Genomic DNA, 22670 nt, shown 5'->3' with positions numbered 1-22670 from the left:
ACTCCTAGTGCGCAACGCCCGCGGCGCCGTGTTCGTCGATGAGCGCACCGGTCGTAAAACGCTCAAGTGAAAACGGTGCGTTGACTGCATGCGGCCGATCATGCGCCAGCGTGTAGGCGAACGCCCAGCCAGAACCCGGCGTGGCCTTAAACCCGCCGGTTCCCCACCCGCAGTTGAAATACAAGCCCTTCACGGGCGTTTTGCTCACGATCGGGCAGGCATCGGGGCACACGTCAACGATACCGCCCCATTGTCTGAGCATGCGCATACGGCTAAACATTGGAAACAACTCAATAATGGCCTGCATCGCATGCTCAATCACATCGAAACTGCCGCGTTGGCCATAACCGTTGTAGCTGTCGATACCCGCCCCGATGACCAATTCACCTTTGTCGGATTGACTGACGTAACCGTGCACGGCATTCGACATCACCACCGTATCCAGCATCGGTTTCACTGGCTCTGAGACATAGGCTTGAAGTGGATGACTCTCAATCGGCAGGCGCAATCCCGCCATCTCCGCGAGTACGCCTGAATGCCCAGCAACCACAACGCCGACTTTACTGGTCGCGATTTGACCGCGGCTTGTGTCAACACCGGTCACCTGTTCGCCGTCGCGACGAATACCGGTCACTTCGCACTGCTGAATAATGTCGACCCCTAGCGCATTCGCCGCCCGCGCAAACCCCCATGCCACCGCATCATGACGAGCGACCCCCGCCCGGCGCTGCAATGAGGCACCCAAAATAGGGTATCGTGTGTTGGGCGACGTGTTGATATACGGTATGGCCGCTTTGATTTGCTCTGGTGTCATTACCTCCGCATCAACTCCGTTGAGACGATTGGCGGCCACACGTCGTTGAATATCGCGCATATCCTGCAGCGAATGACCGAGGCTCCACACACCACGCGCACTGAACATCACGTTATAGTTGATATCGTGGCTAAGGCCTTCCCACAACTGCAGGGATTTCTCATAGAAGTTGGCAGCCTCCGTCCATAGATAATTGGACCGCACAATCGTCGTGTTGCGACCCGTGTTTCCACCACCGATCCAGCCCTTCTCGAGCACGGCAATATTGCGCATGCCATGTTCTTTGGCCAAGTAGTAGGCCGTCGCAAGACCGTGACCACCGCCACCGACAATCACCGCATCGTACGATTTTTTCGGCGCGGCATCCCGCCAGTTCTCCTGCCAGTTCACATTGCCGCTTAGCGCGTTTTTTAACAGAGCAAAGGCGTTATATTTTTTCATGTCTGGCTTCATTCACCGTTAGCGTGCTCGGGTTTTTCATAATGTTCCCATTGAGGAAGACCATCGTCGAGCGAGTAGTACGCACCCGCATCCGTCACAAAGATATGGTGAGACGCGCGCACCGCGGACGAATCGTCCAATGCACCCGCCATAATACTCATGGTGTCTTTGAATGTCGGCTCCCAAAATAAGCTTGAGCCACACCGCCCACAAAATCCTCGCCGCGCTTCGTCAGACGAGTCAAACCACTGCAAATGCTCATCACGGACAAGCTGTAAGTCCGCTTTGGCGCAGGCCGACGCGGCCACAAAATGACCGCTCGTTCGCCGGCACTGCTTGCAGTGGCAGTAAATGACATCGCGCAACGGACCATTGACGACAAACGTCACGGCTCCGCACAAACAGGCGCCTGTGGCGCTAGCCATTCGCGCCATTTACGTCACGTAGACGTTCATTTTTTGGATCGAACGGGCTCTCGGCGATTACGGTCGCGCGATATTGTTTGCCCAGTATATCGATCTCTAGTTGAGTGCCAATCGCCGTATACTCGGGTTTGAGCATGCCTAGCGCCAACGACTTATTGACCCGGAATCCAAACCCACCGCCGGTCGCGCGACCCACTACCTCGCCATTAATCGTCAGGGCATTGTTGCCCAGTGCATCAGCATCATCCACGTCATGCACTTCAAGCGTCACAAGCTGGTAACTACGACCGCGCTTTTCCCAGGCCATGAGCGCATCGCGCCCAAGGAAATCGCCTTTATCAGGGTGCACAAATCGGCCCATTTCTGATTCGTACGCGGAGTATTCAATGGAGAGTTCAGTCCCGACCATGCGATATGACTTTTCGATGCGCATGCTGTCCATCGCGCGAATTCCGAATGGCTTCAGTCCCAGATCGGCACCGGCTGCAAACAGCGCATCGAACACATGGTTTTGATATTCGATTGGATGGTGTAATTCCCAGCCGAGCTCACCCACATAGTTCACGCGCATGGCGGTACAGGGCGCCATGCCCACATTGATGTCTTGCGAGGTCAACCAACGGAACGCCTCATTCGAAAAATCAGTGCGCGAAACACGCTGTATGAGTTCGCGGGACTTTGGCCCTGCCAAAACCAAAACGCCCATCGCACCGGTCAAATTTTGAAAGTGCACGGTGCCATCGTTGGGCATACGTTTTTTCAGATAGTCGTGATCCAGTCGTTGCAACGCGCCGGCCGATACTAAGTAAAAAGATGTGTCCGACTCTCGTCGAATGGTAAATTCCGAGTGAACGCCACCGCGTGTATTGAGTGCATGGCAAAGACCGATACCGCCCACTTTTTGCGGGAGCTTGTTTGCCACCATATAGTCCAAAAAGGCCTCAGCGCCGGACCCCGTGATGCGGCACTTTGCAAACGCCGTCATATCAAGCAAGCCGACATGATTGGTGGTGTTGTGCACCTCTCGTTCAATCGCGCTAAACCATTTGGATCGGCGGAAAGACCAGTCATCGACCTGCTCCTCGCCCTCGCCCGCAAACCAGTTGGCACGTTCCCACCCAAACTTTTGGCCAAAGACTGCGCCCATCGACTTAAGCCGGTCGTAGCACGGCGCCGTTCGAAGCGGCCTACCCGCCTCACGCTCCTCGTCCGGATAGTGAATAACAAATACGTTTTCGTACGCTTCCTCGTTTTTGGTCACCAGGTAAGCCTTGGTGGCATAGTCACCAAAGCGTCGCGGATCGACGCCCATCATGTCGATCGTGGGTTCGCCTTCGACGATCCACTCAGCAAGCTGCCAGCCCGCACCACCCGCCGCGGTGATGCCAAAGCTGTGCCCTTCGTTTAGCCAAAAATTGGGCACATCCCACGCTGGCCCGATAATGGGGTTACCGTCCGGCGTGTAGGCAATGGCTCCGTTATAGACATTCTTAATCCCGCATTCGGCAAACGCCGGTACACGCTCCATGCAGGATTCGATGTGCGGCTCGAGACGTTCCAGGTCCCCTTCGAACAGTTCATATTCGGCATCCGCAGAGGGGCCATCCACATAGCAAGCCGGTGCGCCCTTCTCATAGGGGCCAAGAATGAAACCCTTATTTTCTTCGCGCAGATACCAGCTGTCGTCCGACATGCGCAACACCGCCATCTCAGGTTCGCCTTTGTCATGGCGTGCAATCACATCCGGATGCGGTTCGGTCACAATATATTGGTGTTCCACGGGAATAACCGGAATATCCAGACCAACCATCGCGCCGGTTTGTCGCGCGTAGTTACCGGTGCAAGAGACAATATGCTCGCACAGAATCGAGCCCTTATTGGTGACGACCTCCCAACGCTCATCGTCGGTACGGTTGATCGCCGTTACCATGGTTTGCCGATAGATTGTTGCCCCGTTTGCCCTTGCCCCTTTGGCCAACGCCTGAGTGAGGTCTGCTGGCTGAATGTAGCCATCTTCCGGATGATATATGGCACCCACCAATCCGTCGGTATTACACAGTGGCCAAAGTTCTTTGATTTCCTCCGGGCTCAAGAATTGCACATCGATTCCGATGGTTTTCGCGGTCGCCGCGTATTGACGGTACTCATCCATACGCTCTTGGGAAGCGGCCAGGCGAAGGTTGCCACACGATTTCATGCCCACGGCCTGACCCGTTTCTTCTTCCAGCGAGGAGTAAAGATTGACCGAGTATTTGTGCACCTGGCCAACGCTATAGCTCATGTTGAACAGAGGCAGCAGACCGGCCGCGTGCCAAGTGGAGCCCGAGGTCAGTTCCGCCTTCTCGATGAGGACAGACTCGTCGCCCCATCCTTTCTTGGCCAGATGGTAAAGGGTGCTAACCCCCACCACACCTCCGCCGATGACGACTACGCGTGCCTCTGTTTTCATAGTGTTGTTCCTGTCGGGCGGCCCGAGCGCCCCCTGAGAATGTGGCGGGTGACGGCTATTTCCGATGTCGGTCGCGATCGCCTTCCGGACCGAACAAAAGTGTAATAGAGGCGTGATAGACACCCTATCTCAAAAACGACAAGCGTTGCCAGCAAAACGCCTAAGCTATGATTTTTAGTTGGTTTTTACCAATAACAATCTGCCTGTATGCGTCGCGATATTCAGACAAACTCGCCCGGATCACGAGCGAATAAGGCGCGGATTCGTGACTCAAAATGGGACAGCGGGCGCGTGGGATAGTCCGGGTCGAACGAAGGTTGATCCCAACGTGCACAGAACCGCACACAGTCATCGTAATACGGATGATCTTTGAGCTGATCACGAGCATTGCGATCTTTGTCATAGTGATGAAACCAGTAGTAGCCCTGGAACAATCCGTGATGAAGAACGATCCAATAGTTCTTCTCGCTGACGTACGGTCGAAGCATTGCGGCGGCAATCTGGGAGTGATTGGCGGGGCCCACAACGTCTCCAATATCGTGAAGCAACGCACAGATAATCGTCTCGTCGTCCGCTCCATCCTCTTCGGCTCGCGTCGCCGCCTGCAGTGAATGATCCAGACGGCTAATGTGATACGGCGAGTCACCGGCCATCGATTCGAGCCAGCCGATCACTCGATCGGCTAGGTGACTGGCATTCTCCGCATCGTGGGCAAACACGAGATCATAATCCTCGCGTGTGCCGTGCTCCATCGCCGTGAAATTAACGACCTTACTCATCCTAAACTCCGCTGCGGCGCTCAATGACGGTCAAGTGATTGCGACAGCAATCGTGCTCGAAGTACGCATCTTGCAAGTGACGCCGCCCGTTTGGGTTAAAACCTTCGCGCGCATGCAATACGCGATGTCCGGCCACCAGTAAGCAATCGCCACTTTCTAGACGAAAGACTGCGCGGGAGGCATCGCTTGTTAAACGTCGCGTGAGTTCGTGGTAGGCCTGATAAAACTCCGCAACTCCGGGTGACAGCGGATTCATTGGCTGCATTAATTGATTCGAGTAGCGGAAATGGCGGATTGCGCCTTCGGTATCCAATTTAATGAGTGGATTGACCGCAAACGTTTCCTCATCATCACTGAACATGCGAAAGGGCACGGGCGTCTGACAGAGCGCTTTAAACATGTCCGGTTGTTCACGGCGCAGCACCTCGGCGACAGCCCACCCGTCCACAATCACCGACTCACCGCCCTCACATTCATTGATCAACATGTGTAGCGCCTGAATAGACGGCGGCCAGTTGGCGCTGGCAAAGTCGGTGTGCGGCGGCAGCGGCAAGGCCGTGTGAGCCACATTGTAACCCGTCGGATCGACAATGACTTCGTGCAGTCTTCCGAAGGGCATATCGCGAATACGCCCTAAGCGCGGTTGCAGCGACTCGACGGTACCACTGACCGACGGCATATCGGTAATCACCAGCGCGCCTGATTCTAGAAACGCACGAATGGCCGTGGCGGCGCATGCATCGTCCTCGATAAACCGACGGTAATCGGTGCGTGTCGGTCGAAACGAACTGTCCCAATACGTTATGGGTGTCGATGCATCGGTCGACAAGGCGCGAATCTTCTCCGCTGCGTAATGCGTTACATGACCATCCGGCCACGTCAACGTTAAAAGATCTTCCGTAACGGCAACCTCTTCTGGACAGATATCCGCCGAAACACTCGATAAGAGAAACTTCTTTTCCGTGGTTTGGTCAATTCGACAATCGCTGCAATCGCAGTTGTCACGCAGCCACAAATTGGGCAGTGACGTTGTCGAACCATCTAACCAACGCACTTGAGTTGTCAGCCTGTTGTGCTGGACCTCTTTCATCTCAACAACCTCCTCGCGCTCGGCTCGATTCACGTGTTATCGACAACACGAAACATCGGCCACTTGTTCACTCATTTCCTTCTGTTTAACGATTCCCCTTTTCGTTTTATCACTCACTTTTCGTTGCTCGCAAGCATTTTCGTCAAACCGATCACGCTGCAATGCAATAGGCGAAACTATCCCCAGCTCGGACTGCATATCGTGGCCGACAATCGCGTGCCGTGTTCACCAATCACGTCGACGGTCGGATCGGTGGCTAGCACGGTTGAATCGATATAGGCGAGCGACAAGACGGAACCGTGTTTTTGCGAATACGCTTGACTGGTCACTGTGCCGACCGTCTCATCGCCACACACAACATCGAGTGTACTTCGCATCGCGATCGGCCCTTCGCTGTGAATTTTGAGCTTGACCAGCCGCTTGGCAGGGCCATCTCGCGCAATGCGTTCCAGTGCGTCGCGGCAGAGGTACTCCGCATCTTTGCCCAATTTAAAAAACGCGTCTAATCCACATTCAAAGGGGTTCTCGTTTAGCGTCATGTCGTTGCCATACGACAGCAGCCCCGACTCAAGGCGCTCAATAAGGTTTGGACAACCCGCCCGAATGTTGAATTTGCGTCCGGCGTCAAAAACGGTGTCCCATAGCGTGGAACCGAAACGACTGTCCTGAAGGTAGAGTTCAAAGCCGCCCTGCCCGCTCCATCCCGAGCGCGCAATGACGACGGGCGCGCCGCTAATTGTGGTTTCGATAAACCAAAAAAAACGAATGGCGCGTACCTGTTCGCCGACGATCTCCGCCATCAGATCATCGGCTTTCGGTCCCTGTACCGCCAGCGGACTGACGTCGGGCTCAAATAACGACACATCAAGTTTCAGCCCAGCCGCCAGGCCTTTCATCCACAACAACACGTCTGAATCCGCAATCGACACCCAATAACGGTCTTGTGCGAGTTTCAAGATAATGGGGTCGTTGACGATGCCGCCAAACTCATCAACCAGCGGCGCATAGCGGCCCTGACCGATGCTCATATCGGACAGGTCGCGCGGCGTACACAGCTCAACCAATTTCAATGCATCCGGCCCGTTGACCTCTACTTGCCGCTCGCACGCCACATCCCAGATTTGCACGTGTTCGCATAAATGTGCGTAATCGGCTTCCATCGACTCAAACACTGTCGGTATGGTCATGTGGTTGTAGACGGACAGGCCGCCTGGATTATTGGCGAGCATGCGTTTTTCAAATGGCGTCTCGCGCACACGGCGTGCCAGTGAAATAGGTACGGTTTTCATGATGCCCCCTCCTGAGAAGATGAACGAGACTTGCGTCGCCGGCGTCGACGTGGTCCGGATGATGGGCCCGCATCGGGCACCGCGCGCGGTGCCGGCCTTTCAACCTGTTGAAAAAGTTTAGTGTAGGGGTCGGATTTATTCGGAATCGCCATGGCGTCAACGAAATACTGCTGAAACTTTGGTTCTACCGCCGTTTCAATCTTTTCGATGCGACGAACCACCTGTTCGATGTTGCGGCGAGACGCCTGATTCAGCAGCGCCATCAGCGCGCCTTTGCCGGCGGCATTCCCCACCGAGGCCACGTTTTCCAGTTCACAATCGGGAATTAGACCCAACACCATGGCGTGCTTGACATCAATGTGACTGCCAAACGCACCCGCTAGGCGAATTCGATTGATATCGCGCGCCCCGTAATGATCCATGAGCAAACTGACGCCCGCATGAAGTGCCGCTTTGGCCAGCTGGATTTGGCGGATGTCGTTTTGCGTGACGGTAATTCGAATGTCACCGTCGTGCAGCACATAGGAATACGTGCGCTCGTCTTCTTCAATGCGGGCGTTTTCCGCGGCCAACGCACCGTTGACCACACCGTCTACGGTAATGATGCCGGCCAAGAACATTTCGGCCACCACCTCGATAATTCCCGACCCACAGATGCCCGTCACGCCGGAACCTTGGATTGACTCGGCAAACCCCGGCTCATCCGACCACTTATCACTGCCAATTACCTGAAAGCGCGGCTCTAACGTATCGCGATTAATGCGTACTCGTTCAATGGCGCCGGGTGCCGCTCGCTGTCCGCAACTTATCTGAGCCCCCTCGAACGCCGGGCCCGTGGGGCTTGAGCACGCCAACAAACGTTCACGATTTCCAAGCACAATCTCAGCGTTTGTTCCCAAATCAACCAACAGCGTCAGTTCATCGGAAGATTGTGGTGCTTCGCTTAAAACAACCGCCGCCGAGTCCGCCCCAACATGGCCGGCAATACACGGCAAGAAGTAAATGCGCGCCCCGGGGTTGACCGGCAGATCGATTTCGGTCGCCCACAACTCAATGGCCGCATCCGTCGCGAGTGCAAAAGGCGCGCCGCCAAGCTCAACCGGGTCGATGCCAAGAATCAGATGATGCATGACCGGATTGCCAACGATAGTCAGCTCCAACACGTCGTCGATGGTCACGTCGTCATGCGCATCGACTAGCGCGTATACGAGCGCCTTCAACCCTGTGCGAATCGCATCGGTCATCTCGCCGACACCTTCCGGATGCATCATGACGTAGGACACGCGACTCATGAGGTCTTCACCAAAGCGAATTTGTGGATTCATGAGCCCGTCGGAACCAAGGATATCGCCGGTGGTAAGATTGACCAGATGCGCGGCGACTGTCGTCGATCCCACATCCACCGCAACGCCAAAAACAGCGCGCTTAAATTCAGGCCACACCGCAATGATTCGGGATCCGCTGTGCACCGCCACTGACACCCGCCACTGACCCTGACGCAATATGGGCTGAAGTGTTTGCAGCACCTTCAGATCGCACGTGAGATCGGTCAATCCCCATTCTGATTCGAGCGCCTCGCACAGGCGCTGAAAATCGCCTTTCGGTTCGTGCATGTCCGCTTCCGCCACACGCACGTAATGCAATCGAACCGCAGTATCTAGCACGATGTCTCGGCTGTCGGCCGACTTTCGCACTAATTGACGATGCACTTGACTGGTGGACGGGACGTCGATTACTACGTCCCCGGTGATTAACGCCTGGCAGCTGAGGCGACGATCGTCGGGCAATTTACGACGCCCTTTCGGGCCGTAGTGCCGTTCACTGTTCGACATGTCTGAAAGGTGGTCAGCGCTTGAACGAATTCCGTGTTTTGGAAAATCGCCCGACATGCATTGGACCTGACAACGACCGCACAACGCTCGGCCCCCGCATACGGAATCGATATCGACACCCAGCTTGCGCGCCGCATCCAACACGGCGGTGCCCGTTTCAAAATCGCCCCGCTTACCGCTGGGCATGAACACAACGCGCGCCAGACTCAATGTCCGCCCCTTAGTGTTGGGGTGCCGTCAGCTGGCACGTCGGCGGCGACCGCCACGACGGCCACCGGCGCCCTCTGCCGTTGGCTCACGGTATTTGCGAATCCAGTTCGCACAATCTGGGTCATTGCCCATCATGACATCCGCACCGAGTACGGCCTGCATCACTTCCTCATGCAATGGACTTGTGATGGCGGACGTCATGCCGGCTGCAATCGACATCGTTAGAAAAGCGCTATTAATACCGTTGCGGTTCGGCAATCCGAAACTCACATTCGATGCGCCGCAGGTTGTGTTCACTTTTAGTTCCTCACGGAGTCGGCGCACAATATGCATGACCTGCTTACCGGATGTGTTGATTGCACCAATTGGCATCACCAACGGATCGACGACCACATCGTTATGCGGAATGCCGTAGTCGGCTGCGCGCTCGACAATCTTCTTTGCGACCTCGAAACGAACGTTTGGGTCTTCCGAGATGCCGGTTTCGTCATTGGAGATCGCCACGACGGCGGCACCGTGTTTGGCCACGAGCGGTAGCACCGACTCCAACACTTCGTCTTCGCCGGTCACCGAATTGACCAGCGCTTTACCTTGATACACCGATAGGCCACTTTCCAAGGCAGCGATGATCGATGAATCAATCGACAATGGTACATCGGTGATCGATTGCACGAGCTTGACGCAATCGGCGAGGATGGCCGGTTCATCGGCCAATGGGATGCCTGCATTCACATCGAGCATATGCGCTCCGGCGGCAACCTGTGCGAGTGCGTCCGCCTCGACCCGACTGTAATCGCCATTCTTCATTTCCTCCGCCAAAATTTTTCGGCCTGTCGGGTTTATGCGTTCGCCAATAATCACAAAAGGCTGATCAAAACCGATCTTGACTTCGCGGGTGGCCGAGCTAATTAGCGTGGTCGTCATGTTCGTTCTCCGTCGTGTCGATGTCGCACCAAGGGCGTTCTGTTCGACAATGTGTACTCAATCATCGATTAGTCGTTTACCGACGCATCTTTGGGCTTATCTTCGGAATTACCGTTGTTCTTTACTAGCGCAGCCAAGCGACTATCGGAATACTCGAGTTCAAGTTCATCCGCCTTGCGCTGAGCGACGTGCTGAAAATCTTCATCACCAGAGTAAGCCTCGCTGACGCGTCGCCATTCGGCGATGTAGGCGTCACTGCCGCCTTTGCCCGCGCGCATTGCGGCTCGGTCGATCGCAACCTGAAACCGTTCGCTGAGCATGGCCTTTCCGCTGGTACGACGCTGCTTAACGATGACCTGCGAGGGAATATCGCGCCAATAGACAACAATCTGTTTAGCGGCCGGCATCGTTAAACCCCTACGAACGCGTTTAGTTCAGGAACGAGCTCACCGTAACCCGTGTACGATTCTTCGTAGCGTAGGTTCAGGTACTCGGCGATATCACGGGCGCGCTGTTCGAGCTTGGCATTACGCGTTTGCGCAAGGTAAACGACGCGATTGTAGTTTCCGAAGAACATCTCTTTGAGTTCGGGGTGCTCATCAAACCGTAAGGCCTTAACGACAAATCGCTCAAAATGTTGCACGAGGAAATCGGTCAGATAAAACGTCCCAGGGTCCTCGTCATGCAATCGCTCGTACTCCGCCTGCCCGGCAAAGCTTGCGTAGCAATGCAGACCAGGCAAACGCTCTACCCCACTGAAATCACCCAACACAGAATCAAGCGCGCCGTACGTTCCGCAATCGGCAAAGGCAACGTAAATGCGCTCGAATTGGTGCTGCGCCTCTTCGAGCTTAGCGCGCACCGCCGGGGCGATCTTCTCGGGCGTGAAATGAAGGCTGGCATCAATGGCTTGCAATGCCATATGCTCCCAATTATTGAGCGTTTTTAACTGATGAATCTCGCGAGCAATGGCTCCGCACGCGATCACCAATAGGGTTTTAGCCGGCTGCGGCACGTCGCTCTTCTACCATGCGGGTCGCCATGTTGGCCGCTTCCGCTGCGTCTCGGCAGTAGCCATCGGCACCGACTGCCGTGCCAAACTCTTCATTGAGCGGTGCGCCCCCGACCAACACAATGTAGTCCTCACGCACACCTCGCGCGACCATCTCATCAATCACCACTTTCATATAGGGCATCGTGGTCGTGAGCAATGCAGACATACCCAGGATATCGGGCTTGTGTTCCTCGATCGCTTCGAAATAATCTTCGACCGCGTTATTAATTCCGATATCGATCACTTCAAACCCAGCGCCTTCCAGCATCATGGCAACGAGATTTTTCCCGATATCGTGTATATCCCCTTTCACCGTACCAATCACCATTTTGCCAATGGGCTTAGCCCCGGTCTCGGCAAGCAGGGGTCGAAGAATCGCCATGCCGCCTTTCATCGCGTTGGCGGCCAGCAGCACCTCGGGAACAAACAAAATGCCGTCGCGAAAATCAATGCCAACAATTTTCATGCCCGCGACCAATGCTTCATTCAGCACTCTTTCGGCACTCCAGTCGCGGTCGAGCAAAATTTGGGTTCCCTCTTCGACTTCTTCTTTAAGTCCATCGTAGAGGTCATCGTGCATTTGCTCGACCAACTCTTCCGTCGATAACTCCGACAGATTGAGTTCTTCTTCGTCGTCGTGTTGATTGGGCTGTACGGTATCGTCATTCATCGTTCGATCCTCGGTTTATCCAGGTGCCAATGTCGACACCTACCGTAGCAATGAGGAGCTCGATGCTCCTGCATTGATGTCACAGTTTCTAGTAGTTCATATCCGGAAATTCGGCTTTGCGGCGCGTCATGTAGTCGATTAGCGCCTCATCGATCGCCGGATCAATGGCGGGCGCTACGTAATCGGCCAACATACTTTTCCACACGCCGTTTGCACGCTGCGCGGCGTCGAGTTCGCCATCCTCTGTCCATTGTTCGAAGCTATTGTTATCGGCAATGGTTGAGCGGTAAAACGCCGTTTCAAAATTCGCTTGAGTGTGCGCTGAGCCGAGATAATGCGCGCCGGGACCGGTTTCTCGAATCGCATCCAGAGCCTGACCGTTGTCGCTCATATCGACACCGTTAAGCAGGATTGAAATCATCGCGGCCTGATCGGCATCCATGACGAATTTCTCGTAACTCATGACCAGCCCACCCTCGAGCCAGCCGGCTGTGTGCAGCATAAAATTGACGCCCGCGAGCGCCGCGGTTTGCAGCGTGTTGGCGGCTTCGTACGCCGCTTGGGCGTCGGCCATCTTTGAGGCACACAACCCGCCGCCGCTGCGAAACGGCACGCCGAGACGACGCGCCAGCTGCGCCGCGGCGTAGAGCACAAGACTCGGCTCCGACGTACCAAACGTCGGCGCGCCAGACTGCATCGACATTGCGCTAGAGAACGTGCCAAACACGACCGGCGCGCCAGGTCGAACGAGCTGCGTGTAGGCCATGCCGGCAAGCGCTTCCGCCAAGATCTGCGTGACCGTTCCGGCCACAGTCACCGGCGACATTGCGCCAGCCACAATAAACGGCGAGATCACCGTCGCCTGCATATTTTCCGCGTAAACACGGGCCGATCCGAGCATCAGGCTATCAAAAGCCATGGGTGAGTTGACGTTGATCAAGCTGGTCATAACCGTGTTGTTCATCGCGAACTCTTCACCGAACACGAGCTTGCACATGTCCACAGAGTCTTGCGCGCGACTCTCATGGGTCACCGACCCCATGAAGGGTTTGTCGCTGTATTTCAGGTGGCTGTACACCATGTCGAAATGACGCTTATTGACAGGTAGTTCAACCGGTTCGCACACCGTGCCGCCCGAGTGGTGCAACCCAGGCGAAAGGTAAGCAAGCTTCACAAAGTTCTGAAAGTCTTCCAACGTCGCGTAGCGCCGACCCTTGTCCAGGTCACGAACAAACGGCGGTCCGTAGGCCGGAACCAAGACTGTGCGTTTTCCTCCGATGACCGTTGACCGCATCGGATTGCGCGCGTGCTGAGTAAATTCTGCGGGTGCCGAGTCCTGAATAATCTTTCGGCACAAGCCACGTGGAAAACGCACCCGTTCACCGTCGACATCCGCACCAGCGTCACGCCATAGTGCCAACGCGTCGGGTGTTTCAAGAAAGTTAATACCCACTTCCTCAAGCACCGTATCCGCGTTGTATTCGATGGTCTCGAGCGCCTCATCCGACAACATATCGAAGTAAGGAATGTTCCGATCAATGTAGGCACGGATCTGGAGCTGATCCTCTTGGCGTGACGCGTGTTTCGCGCGGCGTCCGCCTCCGGAGCGTCTTCTTCTTGCCGTCATATCGGTCCTCGTACGCCTATCTCGGAAAAAGCGCTAAGTCTATGATTTAGCGAGTTTGCTACGCTTTATGGGGAGCTGCCTACATCGGCACGACACACACTTAGATATATCCGACACGGATGTTTTGTAACCCCCTGTTTATTATGTGATAACCGATATCCAAATTCCGACAATGACAGTCTGAACAGCGCCTCGGTGCACGTTGCCACTCCGCGTATTCGGCCAGGCCAGTTGCCGGTTAAAACGACCCCTTTCACCGCACGGCCGCTCGCTATTCTGCGAGCCGACACCCCTCTTACGCACCGTTTGCAGCAGTCTGTGCAGACACCGATTCAGCCCTTTCATTAGAACCGGTTTACTCTCGAAGTGAATGGCATGGCGCCGAATTCAACGGTTTTCCCGCCGTTCAACCACAACGTACCTGTCAATCTCACGTGGCGATGAATCGCCGGTACTCACCGTTACCGGTGGTTTGGATGCGTCAAGACAACGCGACATAAGGCCCGGGACGCCATTAACCATTCTTCTGAAAGATCTGGAACGATAGTGTTTTCAGAGCGGCGCTGGCTGTGCTAGAAAGAAACGCATCATCAGGTTGAGGACAGACTGTGACCGCACTGATCACTGACGAAATTAAGGCCGCTATTGAGCGCGTGCGCCAGCCGATTGAACAGGCCAGCGGCATGCCCAATGAGGCCTATCGCGATGACGACTTTTTCCGCTTCGAGCGCGATCATGTTCTCAGTTCAACCTGGGTCGCCATCGGTTTTGTCGACGAGTTGATTAAGCCTGGTTATCTGAAGCCCTATAATTTTATGGGCATCCCGCTGCTGGTGGTGCGCAACAAGCAAAACGACATTGAGGTCTTTCATAACGTCTGCAGCCACCGTGGCATGGTGCTTGTGGCGGAAGAAGGCCCCGCAAAACCTGTCATTCAGTGCCGCTACCACAGCTGGTGTTATGGCTTAGACGGTGCGTTGCGCGCAACGCCGCATATCGGCGGCGTCAACCATCACGACGCCGAGGGATTCAGCCGCGAAGGCAAAGGCCTCAAGCCGGTGCGGAGTCGCGTGTGGTTGGGCATGGTGTTTGTCAATTTGTCCGGTGACGCGCCCAGCTTTGATGACTTCATTGAGCCGCTGCTGAAACGATGGGAACCCTTTGTCGGACGCAGTGGCTTCGACGACGTGGTGCCGGCAACCGATGGCAGCCAGCTGGAACTGGAGGTCAACTGCAATTGGAAGCTGGCCGTCGAAAATTACTGCGAAGCTTACCACCTCCCCTGGGTGCATCCGGGTTTGAACAGTTATTCACCGCTTGATGAGCACTATAATTTAACCATCGGCAATAATGCATCGGGACAAGGTAGCTACAAGTACACGCTGTCTGAGGTCGCCGGTACGTACCTGCCTCGATTCGCGCATTGGCCCGAAGCACAAATTACCCAGGCCGAATATGTGTCGCTGTATCCAAATGTTCTTCTCGGCGCACAGGTCGATCATGTGTTCGCAATTATTCTAACGCCCACCAGCGCCTCGACCACACACGAATCGCTGCGCTTGATGTATGTTGGTCAAGAGGCCGGCGACACGCAATATGCCGATTGTCGAAAAGCCGTACTCGAAGCGTGGCGTGAAGTGTTCACCGAGGACATTTTTGCGATTGAAAGTATGCAGCAGGGTCGAGAATCGCCAGCATTCACCGGCGGCTCATTCTCACCTGTGCTTGACGGACCTAGTCACCACTTCCACAATTGGGTCGCCGCGCGCTATCTGGACGCCGCGCGGTAAGTTCAGCCCCGCACCGACGTGACAACGTCGCCACCAAGCAGCGATCATGTGACTATGAATTACCTAAATTTTATCAATGGCCGCCAGGTCGATAGCGACACGCATATCATCATCGACGATCCAGCGACGGGCGCTCCGATGGGTCGTGTCGCCGAGGCACACACCACGCATGTGGAAGACGCCGTTGCCGCCGCTCGCCAATGTGTTGATCAAGGCTTACTGACCCGCATTAAACCGGCCCAACGCGGTCGCTGGCTACACGATATTGCTGACGCTCTGCGCGCACGCCAAGACGAGGGCGCGCGGCTACTGACGCTGGAGAACGGAAAATCGTTGAGCGACAGCGTAGACGAAATCAACGAGGCGGCAGACTATTTCGACTATTACGCGGGCATGGCGGACAAACTGGAAGGAAAGTCGATTCCGCTTGGCCCCGACTACTTGGACTTTACGCTTTACGAGCCGCATGGCGTGTCGGCACAAATCGTTCCATGGAATTTTCCGGTGTCACTTACTGCGCGATCGGCTGCACCGGCACTCGCTAGCGGAAATGCGGTAATCGCCAAAACCCCCGAGTTGTGTCCGTTGGCCTGTACATTGATCGCCGATGCGTGCGCAGACGCGGACGTGCCGGCGGGTGCCTTTAATTTGCTGTGTGGCTATGGCCACAAGGCCGGCGCGCACTTGGTTGGCCACGCCGGCGTGGATCAGATTGTATTCACCGGTTCCGTGAAAACCGGACAAGCGATCATGCGAAGCGCCGCGCAGCGCGCCGTACCATGCGTGATGGAACTCGGTGGAAAATCGGCGGCCGTTGTATTTGACGATGCGGATATTGAGGGCTTACTCGACAGTATTCGGTGGGGCATCTTTTTCAACTCAGGCCAGGTGTGTTCGGCCATGTCTCGCTTGCTCGTTTCGCGCAGCCGCTATGAAGAAGTGATCGCGCGTGTCGCTGCCATGGTCGACACGTTCACACTCGGACCCGGCATCGACAATCATGTCGTCACGCCGCTCGCGTCCCAAACGCAACAACAACAGGTGCTGGCTCACTGTGCGAAAGCCGTGCAGGATGGCGCACGCGTCGTGTGCGGCGGTAACGCACCAGAACGAGAAGGGTTTTTTGTACACCCAACAGTATTTGCTGACGTAACACCGGACATGGCAATTTTTTCGAATGAAGTGTTTGGTCCGGTGATCGCCGTCACGCCCTTCGATGACGAACAGGAGGCGTATCACCTGGCCAACGCCACTGACTACGGGCTTGTGGCCGGGGTGTTCACCCAGGATCTGTCGCGTAGCCTACGGGCCGCCCAATCCCTTCAGGCGGGGCAAGTGTTTGTAAACGAATGGTACGCTGGCGGCATCGCCACACCCTTTGGCGGCGTAAAAATGTCTGGATACGGTCGTGAGAAGGGTCTCGAGGCGCTGTATACCTACGTTCGCACTAAAAACGTCGCTATTCGACTCAATCGGTAAGCGGTTTCGCGCAGCGCCCTGTTGGCGGCTCTGGCCGCGCCGCGCACTCCGCTCTGCCTTCGCACGTGGTCTTTTTTAAATGATCGGCATATCGGAAATGGAATGAACGTGTCCGTCCAGCCAAGGTGCGTGCCGAATAATTTCGGGGACGACTTTGTCGTCGAACAACTCACGACTGATTTGGGCAAGCTGTCGCGGCACATCCCCCAGTTCACGATGCCGATGCAGCAAACACACGCTTCGCGCGTTGCCGCTTCGGCCAAGCTCAATGATGCGAATGTCATCGAGTAACTCCGGATAACGGATAAAGCACATAGCCGATGTGATCGTCCAGGCTTTGCCAGCCTGGACAAATTTCATCATCGTGCGGGTACTATCCACTTCCAACTGCGCATCCAACTCGATGCCTTCGCGCCGACCAATCAAATCAACAAAGCGACCGATACTCGACTGTCGGTCATAGCGAATAAACGGCATTTTGTTGACCATATCGGCAGCCGTTACGGCGCATTTGGGTCGAAAAGACGCGGGTACCAACAGTACAAACGGATCGCGCAAAACCGGGAACGCGCCGAACTCAGGATGATCCGGCAGCTGATCGCTGGTAAAAAACACGTCCAGATCACCGTCGATGAGTGCTTGGGACAAAGTCGGCACGATGCCGGTGCGTAGCGCAAGGCGCGCCGCTAATGGTTCGGCACGCTCAATCAGCTGTCGCCCCATCATGTCGCCAAACGAATCGATCACCCCAATATTGAGTCGTCCCAGTGAACTTCTTGCAGCCATCCGCACATCGTGCATCATCGTGCGCGATTCGCTCAGCATGCGCACCGCATAATCACGCAACACAACGCCTGAAGGCGTTAGCTTGATTGGTCGAGACCGCCGCACCACCAAAGTGGTTTGGGTGAGCTGTTCGATTTGCTTGATGGCCTGCGACACCGCGGACTGTGTGACACCAAGACGTGTTGCAGCTTGAGTAAGCGTAGTACTCTCTGCGACCACCGAGAAGATTCTCAGTGCGCTCAGATCAATTAGGCCCTCTTGCTTCATATCGCTACCATCAAGCCATTCACATCGATTTGCTCCGATCAGCTCCAGGGAAATGGACTGCTCGAGACAGGATGCAGTGTACCCTTTTCGTACCGATCAAACGCAAACGGTGTCAGCAACGATGGCGACCCGCCCATCACCTTTTCGGCCACAAGCTTACCGACGCCCAGCATTTTGTAGCCATGATTCGAGTCGGCAATCACATAGCAATTCTCGAAAAATTCGTCGAATACCGGAAAACTATCCGGCGTGAAGGCACCGATACCACCCGAAGGTTCTTGACTAAAGGCGCTCCGCGTGCCGCTAAAGCGCTTTTGGCAGTGCGCGAGTGCCGATGTCCACATGCGCGCAAATTCTGAGCCCACGATGAACTCAGGGGATTCTGGGCCGTAGGGATCGACACTGATTTCGTCAGCGGGCTTGTCAACAATGAAGGGCGCTGCCCCACCTTGCACACCACCGAAATGAAAATCAGGCTTGTAGTAGATTCCCCACATTTTGTCGGTGATCAACTCCCCGGTTTCATCGCAATACAGCGGCGCGTCGCTGTCCACATGCACCACAGGCGGCAATGCCCCTGAATTGGTCCGCTGCAGCATCGGATCGACACCGAGCGTGCCCTCCTGCAACGACCAATATACCCACATCGGTATGTCGTGAGTCAGCTCACCCGTTTGCGGATTGCGAATCGAAATCGACTGCGGCAAATCGAGCATTTCCCAGATCGACTTTACCCAAGGACCCACACCGACCACCAAATAGTCGCAGTCGATCGCCCCCTGATCAGTGTTCACCCGCTTTACCGCGCCGACACCGTCCCGTTCAATTTCCATCACCTGCACCGGCGCATAGATTTCAACGCCCTCGGCTGCGGCTTTCGCAGCCAGACCCTCCAGCGATCGCTGGTTGTTGGCGTACCCGCCTTTGTGCTCATGTAGGACAGACGTAATCCCTTTGGCCTGCCAGTCGTCAAAGAGGCCGGTCATGTACTGGTGGCAGTCTTTCTCGCCCTCAATAAACGTCGAGGAATAGCCAATTGCCTGTTGCTGGGAGTAGATGGTGCGCACATCGTTGTGCATCGACTCTGGACTAATCTGCATATAGCCAACCGGATGATAGCTATAGCACTCAGCGTCGCTCTCCCACACTTCCACACTGTGCGCCATGAGCTCTCGCATGGCCGGCTGAAAGTAGTTATTGCGTACCACACCACACGCAATCCCCGACGCGCCCGCCCCTGTGCGACTCTTGTCCAACACCACGATGTCCCGACCGTCTCCCTGACCGGCGCTCTTCAGCTGTATGGCCAAGTGATAGGCCGTACTCAATCCGTGAATACCGGCGCCGATGATGACATAACGTCGGTGCGTTGGTAATGACATGTTCCGTTCTCCTAAGTTTTAAGCGCGGCGCAGGATTACTTTGCTTGCGTCGCCTATTAGTCTGTTACGAATTGCTCTTGCGTACTGCCCAGCAGTGCATCCACACCGACGACCTGCCCGTTTAATGGCGCAGCCGCATCCATTACTGCCTGCCACCAATAGTCCACGGAGGGCTGATCGCACAGCAAATGAAACCCTGGTCGTGCGCTGGTTGGATCCTGTATGACGATGGCATTGAGTTTTGCCACCGAGGTTTGTGCCACGCCTGTAAACGCTGGGTCACTGAAATCGACGGCGCACAGATAGCTGAGCATGAGTGGTGCATGATCGCCACACACATAAAGCCATGCATGACTGTCCTGCCGGGGAAGCGGATACACCCGATGGGTGGGCGGTTCGACCTGCCAAATTGGATGCGCAGAAGGCGCCTTGAATGGCGCGCGTAAGAACAAGTGCTCTTCCCAAGACAGTCTCGCGGTTATCAAGCCCGACTGCGCTACCACTGCGTTGGGTGTTGACGGTATTGACACCGATTGATCGGCTAGCCAAGCCGGTGTGTCAGGCCCTTTGAACCCGGTACGATCAAGTGTCGACAGATCACACAGCGCCAAATGCGCGGCGGCGTCGCGTTCGTCTCGCGGTGCTCCGTAGTGCGCAACGACAATCTGGTCGTGCCATACGCGCAGAGTGGCCCCACTACGCTCGTGCGTCTTAGCCAGTAGACTGCGCCGCACGCGATCGCTAAATGAAACGCTCATCGCGCTTGTCGCTCGTTACTTGGGTCGTAAAACGGCACGCTGACAATCCGTGCCTTAACCCGCTGGCCATCGTCACACTTGATACACAGTGTATCCTCCGAATACGCGTACGGGACGTACGCCAAACCGATAGCGTAGCCAAGCGTCGGTGATTCAGCACAGGAGGTAACGCGCCCAATCATGGCATCCTGCTTTAATACGAGTTGGTTTTCCTTCGGCAGAGTTTGCTCATCCGCATCCAACGCAAAACCAACGAGCCGACGTTTGATGCCCCGCGCATAAAGCTCTCGCAACGTTCGATGACCGACAAAGAAAGGCTTCTTTGTGGACACAGCCCAGCCCATCGACACCTCATAAGGATTGCTCATCGCATCGGTATCCTGGCCGATGATGATGTGTCCTTTTTCCAAGCGCATCACACGCTGTGCTTCCACCCCAAACGGCGTAATGCCGAACTCAGTCCCGGCTTCCATCAGGCGTTCCCAGAGCGCTTCTCCGCACGACTGCGGCACATGAATTTCATAACCCAGTTCACCGACAAATCCGACGCGTAATAGCCGCGCTTCGATGCCAGCCACGGCACCTGTCCGAACGGCCATATAGCCAAAGTCATCGGCATCCAGCGCAAGGTCGCACACTCGCTGCAACACATCCCGAGCACGCGGCCCCGCAAGATTGACCGCACCCCACGCGCCCGTCACATTGCTGATGTCCACATCGAGTCGCCACTGCGCGTTCCACTTGAGCATGTTGCGATACACACGATCCACACCGGAGGTCGTCGCCGTCACGTAGTAGTGGTCGGTTGCGAATCGGCAAGCAACACCGTCATCAATCACGACACCGGCTTCATCGGTCATCAACGCGTATCGCGCTCGGCCAACGGGCTGATTGACAAAGCCCCATGTATAAAGGCGATTGATGAACTCCGCTGCGTCCGACCCACGAATATCAAGTCCACCGAGTGTCGATACATCGATCAACCCCACGCCCTGCCTGACCGCATTCACCTCACGTATGATCGCCGCTCTCGCGTCGTTAGCCGCTGAATAATACGCTGGGCGTTCCCACAATCCGGCTTGCATAAACGTGGCACCAGCGCGTTCGTGACAGGCATGCATGCTGCTGAGGCGTCGCGGGAAAAATCGACGTCCGGCGCTATGAGCCAATCGCTCGGCGGCATACGGCGGGCGGGCAGTTGTCACGCCCGTTTCAGCGACCGTGCACCCATTTGCTTTGGCCACGATGCGCGCGGCGGCCAGTGCCGACAGCCGGCCTTGAGAAGGTCCCATGCCGCAGGTGGTGTAGCGTTTAACCAGCTGAATGTCACGATAGCCGTCCAACGTCGCATGGATGAGATCATCGATTTGCAGATCCTCATCAATGTCAACAAACGCTTTGCCTTTGGGGTGATGACTCATCGGCCAAGTTGCGTTCGGTGAAGGCCACGCTTCGTTCCTGTCGCCCTGTGCCGTCGCAAAGGCATCATGTCCCTCTCCGTCCGGCGACAAACGCTGCGACGAATCTGGATCAACATCAAGCGCCGCAGCGGCTAGACGACTGGCGCTCACGCCGCTGTGCATCGACTGCTGCCGATCAAACCGGCCGCTGACAGCACCCGCAAGGTGCATACCAGGCGGCAGCTGCTCGACGGAGAATACGGCGCGCGTGTCGTCATACCGAAGCGCCGCACCCGCTTGACCTGCAAGCTGCCAGGTCGGCATGAACCCAACGGCCATACACAATAGATCGGCATCGAAACGCTGTTTTCTGACGTCGCCCTCGTGCTCGTACTGGAGAATCACGGCGGCGATATGGGTGGCATCGCGATTGGCGATTGCCTCGACAACCATACCGTGCGTTAGGACGGTCACCCCTCGTTGTTCAATGTCGTGTCGCTCCAACGCCGGCGGCGATTGACGCACGTCTACGACGGCCGTTACGGTCACACCCGCATCAAGTAAATCCAGGGCGGCTTGATAACCAAAGCGGTTACTGGTCAAAACGACGGCGCGACGACCCGGTTTGACGGCATACAGTCGCATCAAGCGCTGGGCCGCCGACGCCATCATGACGCCGGGTAAATCGTTATTGCGAAACACCGCGGGTTGCTCGATGGCGCCGGTCGCGAGTATCACCTGCCGAGCTCGGACTTTGTGCAGAGTCTGATGTTGCACGACCGGCACCCAGTGATCGGAAAACCAGCCATTAGCGACCGCGTCGGTTAATACCTCGATACGGTCATCCTGGTTAACCAATCGAGACAGTGACTGAATATCGTTTGCCACATCAGAATCAACACGCGCATACGCATGAGCGCCACCCAACGCGGGCTGTTCGTCAACCAGCATGACGGTGAGCCCGTACGAGGCGGCGTTGGCCGCCGCCGCCATGCCGGCGACGCCACCACCAACCACCAAAACATCCACAAATCGATACCGCTTGTCGTAACGCGGCGCACGATACGCCACGTCTAAACGCCCCAACCCGGTCAACGGCCGGAACAGCTTTACCCAGTGGGTCCAGGCGCCCTTTGGTCTGAAAAAGGCTTTGTAATAAAACCCAACCGGCAAAAAGCGGCTGAGCCAACCGAGCAATCGATAG

At 55.9% G+C, this 22670-nt stretch carries 18 protein-coding genes; 2 read left to right on the top strand and 16 right to left on the bottom strand.

All coding sequences use genetic code 11. The features are described 5' to 3' along the window. Positions 1-4: 4 nt before the first annotated feature. From AAF465_14985 to AAF465_14930, 12 genes are all read right to left on the bottom strand, one after another. Positions 5-1255, bottom strand: coding sequence for a sarcosine oxidase subunit beta family protein (locus AAF465_14985; protein MEM7084032.1), 1251 nt, complete (start codon positions 1253-1255; stop codon positions 5-7). An 8-nt stretch (positions 1256-1263) separates the two neighbouring features. Beyond that, on the bottom strand, positions 1264-1680 hold the full coding sequence (locus AAF465_14980) for a GFA family protein (GenBank protein ID MEM7084031.1): 417 nt from the start codon (positions 1678-1680) through the stop codon (positions 1264-1266). Then, positions 1673-4129: an FAD-dependent oxidoreductase gene (locus tag AAF465_14975; protein ID MEM7084030.1), complete on the bottom strand. Its 2457-nt coding sequence runs from the start codon at positions 4127-4129 to the stop codon at positions 1673-1675. Before AAF465_14975 ends, AAF465_14980 begins: the two co-directional genes overlap by 8 nt. Positions 4130-4350: 221 nt before the next feature. Then, positions 4351-4908, bottom strand: a complete 558-nt coding sequence (locus AAF465_14970) for an HD domain-containing protein (GenBank protein MEM7084029.1) — start codon at positions 4906-4908, stop codon at positions 4351-4353. A 1-nt stretch (position 4909) separates the two neighbouring features. Beyond that, positions 4910-6031, bottom strand: coding sequence for a TauD/TfdA family dioxygenase (locus AAF465_14965; GenBank protein ID MEM7084028.1), 1122 nt, complete (start codon positions 6029-6031; stop codon positions 4910-4912). 143 nt (positions 6032-6174) lie between these two features. Next, on the bottom strand, positions 6175-7287 hold the full coding sequence (locus AAF465_14960; protein MEM7084027.1) for a dimethylsulfoniopropionate demethylase: 1113 nt from the start codon (positions 7285-7287) through the stop codon (positions 6175-6177). After that, positions 7284-9305 (bottom strand): ASKHA domain-containing protein, encoded by a 2022-nt coding sequence (locus tag AAF465_14955; GenBank protein MEM7084026.1) that lies wholly within the window; start codon positions 9303-9305, stop codon positions 7284-7286. Before AAF465_14955 ends, AAF465_14960 begins: the two co-directional genes overlap by 4 nt. A 51-nt stretch (positions 9306-9356) precedes the next feature. After that, positions 9357-10253 (bottom strand): dihydropteroate synthase, encoded by an 897-nt coding sequence (locus AAF465_14950; GenBank protein MEM7084025.1) that lies wholly within the window; start codon positions 10251-10253, stop codon positions 9357-9359. A 68-nt stretch (positions 10254-10321) separates the two neighbouring features. Beyond that, complete coding sequence (locus tag AAF465_14945) at positions 10322-10660, bottom strand: virulence factor (GenBank protein MEM7084024.1); 339 nt, start codon at positions 10658-10660, stop codon at positions 10322-10324. A gap of 2 nt (positions 10661-10662) precedes the next feature. Further along, the gene (locus tag AAF465_14940; GenBank protein ID MEM7084023.1) at positions 10663-11268 is read right to left on the bottom strand and encodes a DUF1638 domain-containing protein; all 606 of its coding nucleotides are present in this window, start codon (positions 11266-11268) and stop codon (positions 10663-10665) included. Continuing rightward, the gene (locus AAF465_14935) at positions 11252-11977 is read right to left on the bottom strand and encodes a B12-binding domain-containing protein (GenBank protein MEM7084022.1); all 726 of its coding nucleotides are present in this window, start codon (positions 11975-11977) and stop codon (positions 11252-11254) included. Before AAF465_14935 ends, AAF465_14940 begins: the two co-directional genes overlap by 17 nt. Positions 11978-12065: 88 nt before the next feature. After that, on the bottom strand, positions 12066-13604 hold the full coding sequence (locus tag AAF465_14930) for a trimethylamine methyltransferase family protein (protein ID MEM7084021.1): 1539 nt from the start codon (positions 13602-13604) through the stop codon (positions 12066-12068). A 683-nt stretch (positions 13605-14287) separates the two neighbouring features. On the opposite strand from AAF465_14930, the gene AAF465_14925 reads away from it, so the two are divergent. Continuing rightward, entirely contained in the window at positions 14288-15394 is a 1107-nt protein-coding gene (locus AAF465_14925; GenBank protein MEM7084020.1) for an aromatic ring-hydroxylating dioxygenase subunit alpha, read from the top strand. A 54-nt stretch (positions 15395-15448) separates the two neighbouring features. Next, positions 15449-16873 (top strand): aldehyde dehydrogenase family protein, encoded by a 1425-nt coding sequence (locus tag AAF465_14920; GenBank protein MEM7084019.1) that lies wholly within the window; start codon positions 15449-15451, stop codon positions 16871-16873. A 75-nt stretch (positions 16874-16948) separates the two neighbouring features. On the opposite strand, the gene AAF465_14915 is transcribed toward AAF465_14920, so the two are convergent. The 4 genes from AAF465_14915 to AAF465_14900 all read right to left on the bottom strand — a co-directional run. Then, a complete protein-coding gene (locus AAF465_14915) occupies positions 16949-17926 on the bottom strand; it encodes a LysR family transcriptional regulator (GenBank protein MEM7084018.1) in 978 nt (325 codons plus the stop codon). 38 nt (positions 17927-17964) lie between these two features. After that, the gene (locus AAF465_14910) at positions 17965-19308 is read right to left on the bottom strand and encodes an FAD-binding oxidoreductase (GenBank protein ID MEM7084017.1); all 1344 of its coding nucleotides are present in this window, start codon (positions 19306-19308) and stop codon (positions 17965-17967) included. Positions 19309-19364: 56 nt separating this feature from the next. Next, on the bottom strand, positions 19365-20066 hold the full coding sequence (locus AAF465_14905) for a sarcosine oxidase (protein MEM7084016.1): 702 nt from the start codon (positions 20064-20066) through the stop codon (positions 19365-19367). Continuing rightward, the coding region (locus tag AAF465_14900; protein MEM7084015.1) for a glycine cleavage T C-terminal barrel domain-containing protein at positions 20063-22670 on the bottom strand (2608 nt) is incomplete at its 5' end. The genes AAF465_14905 and AAF465_14900, both read right to left, overlap by 4 nt.

Source organism: Pseudomonadota bacterium, from assembly GCA_039028935.1.
Taxonomy (GTDB): domain Bacteria; phylum Pseudomonadota; class Gammaproteobacteria; order Steroidobacterales; family SZUA-146; genus SZUA-146.
The sequence above is the reverse complement of the archived record's forward strand: the minus strand, read 5'-3'. Positions and strand labels throughout refer to the sequence as shown.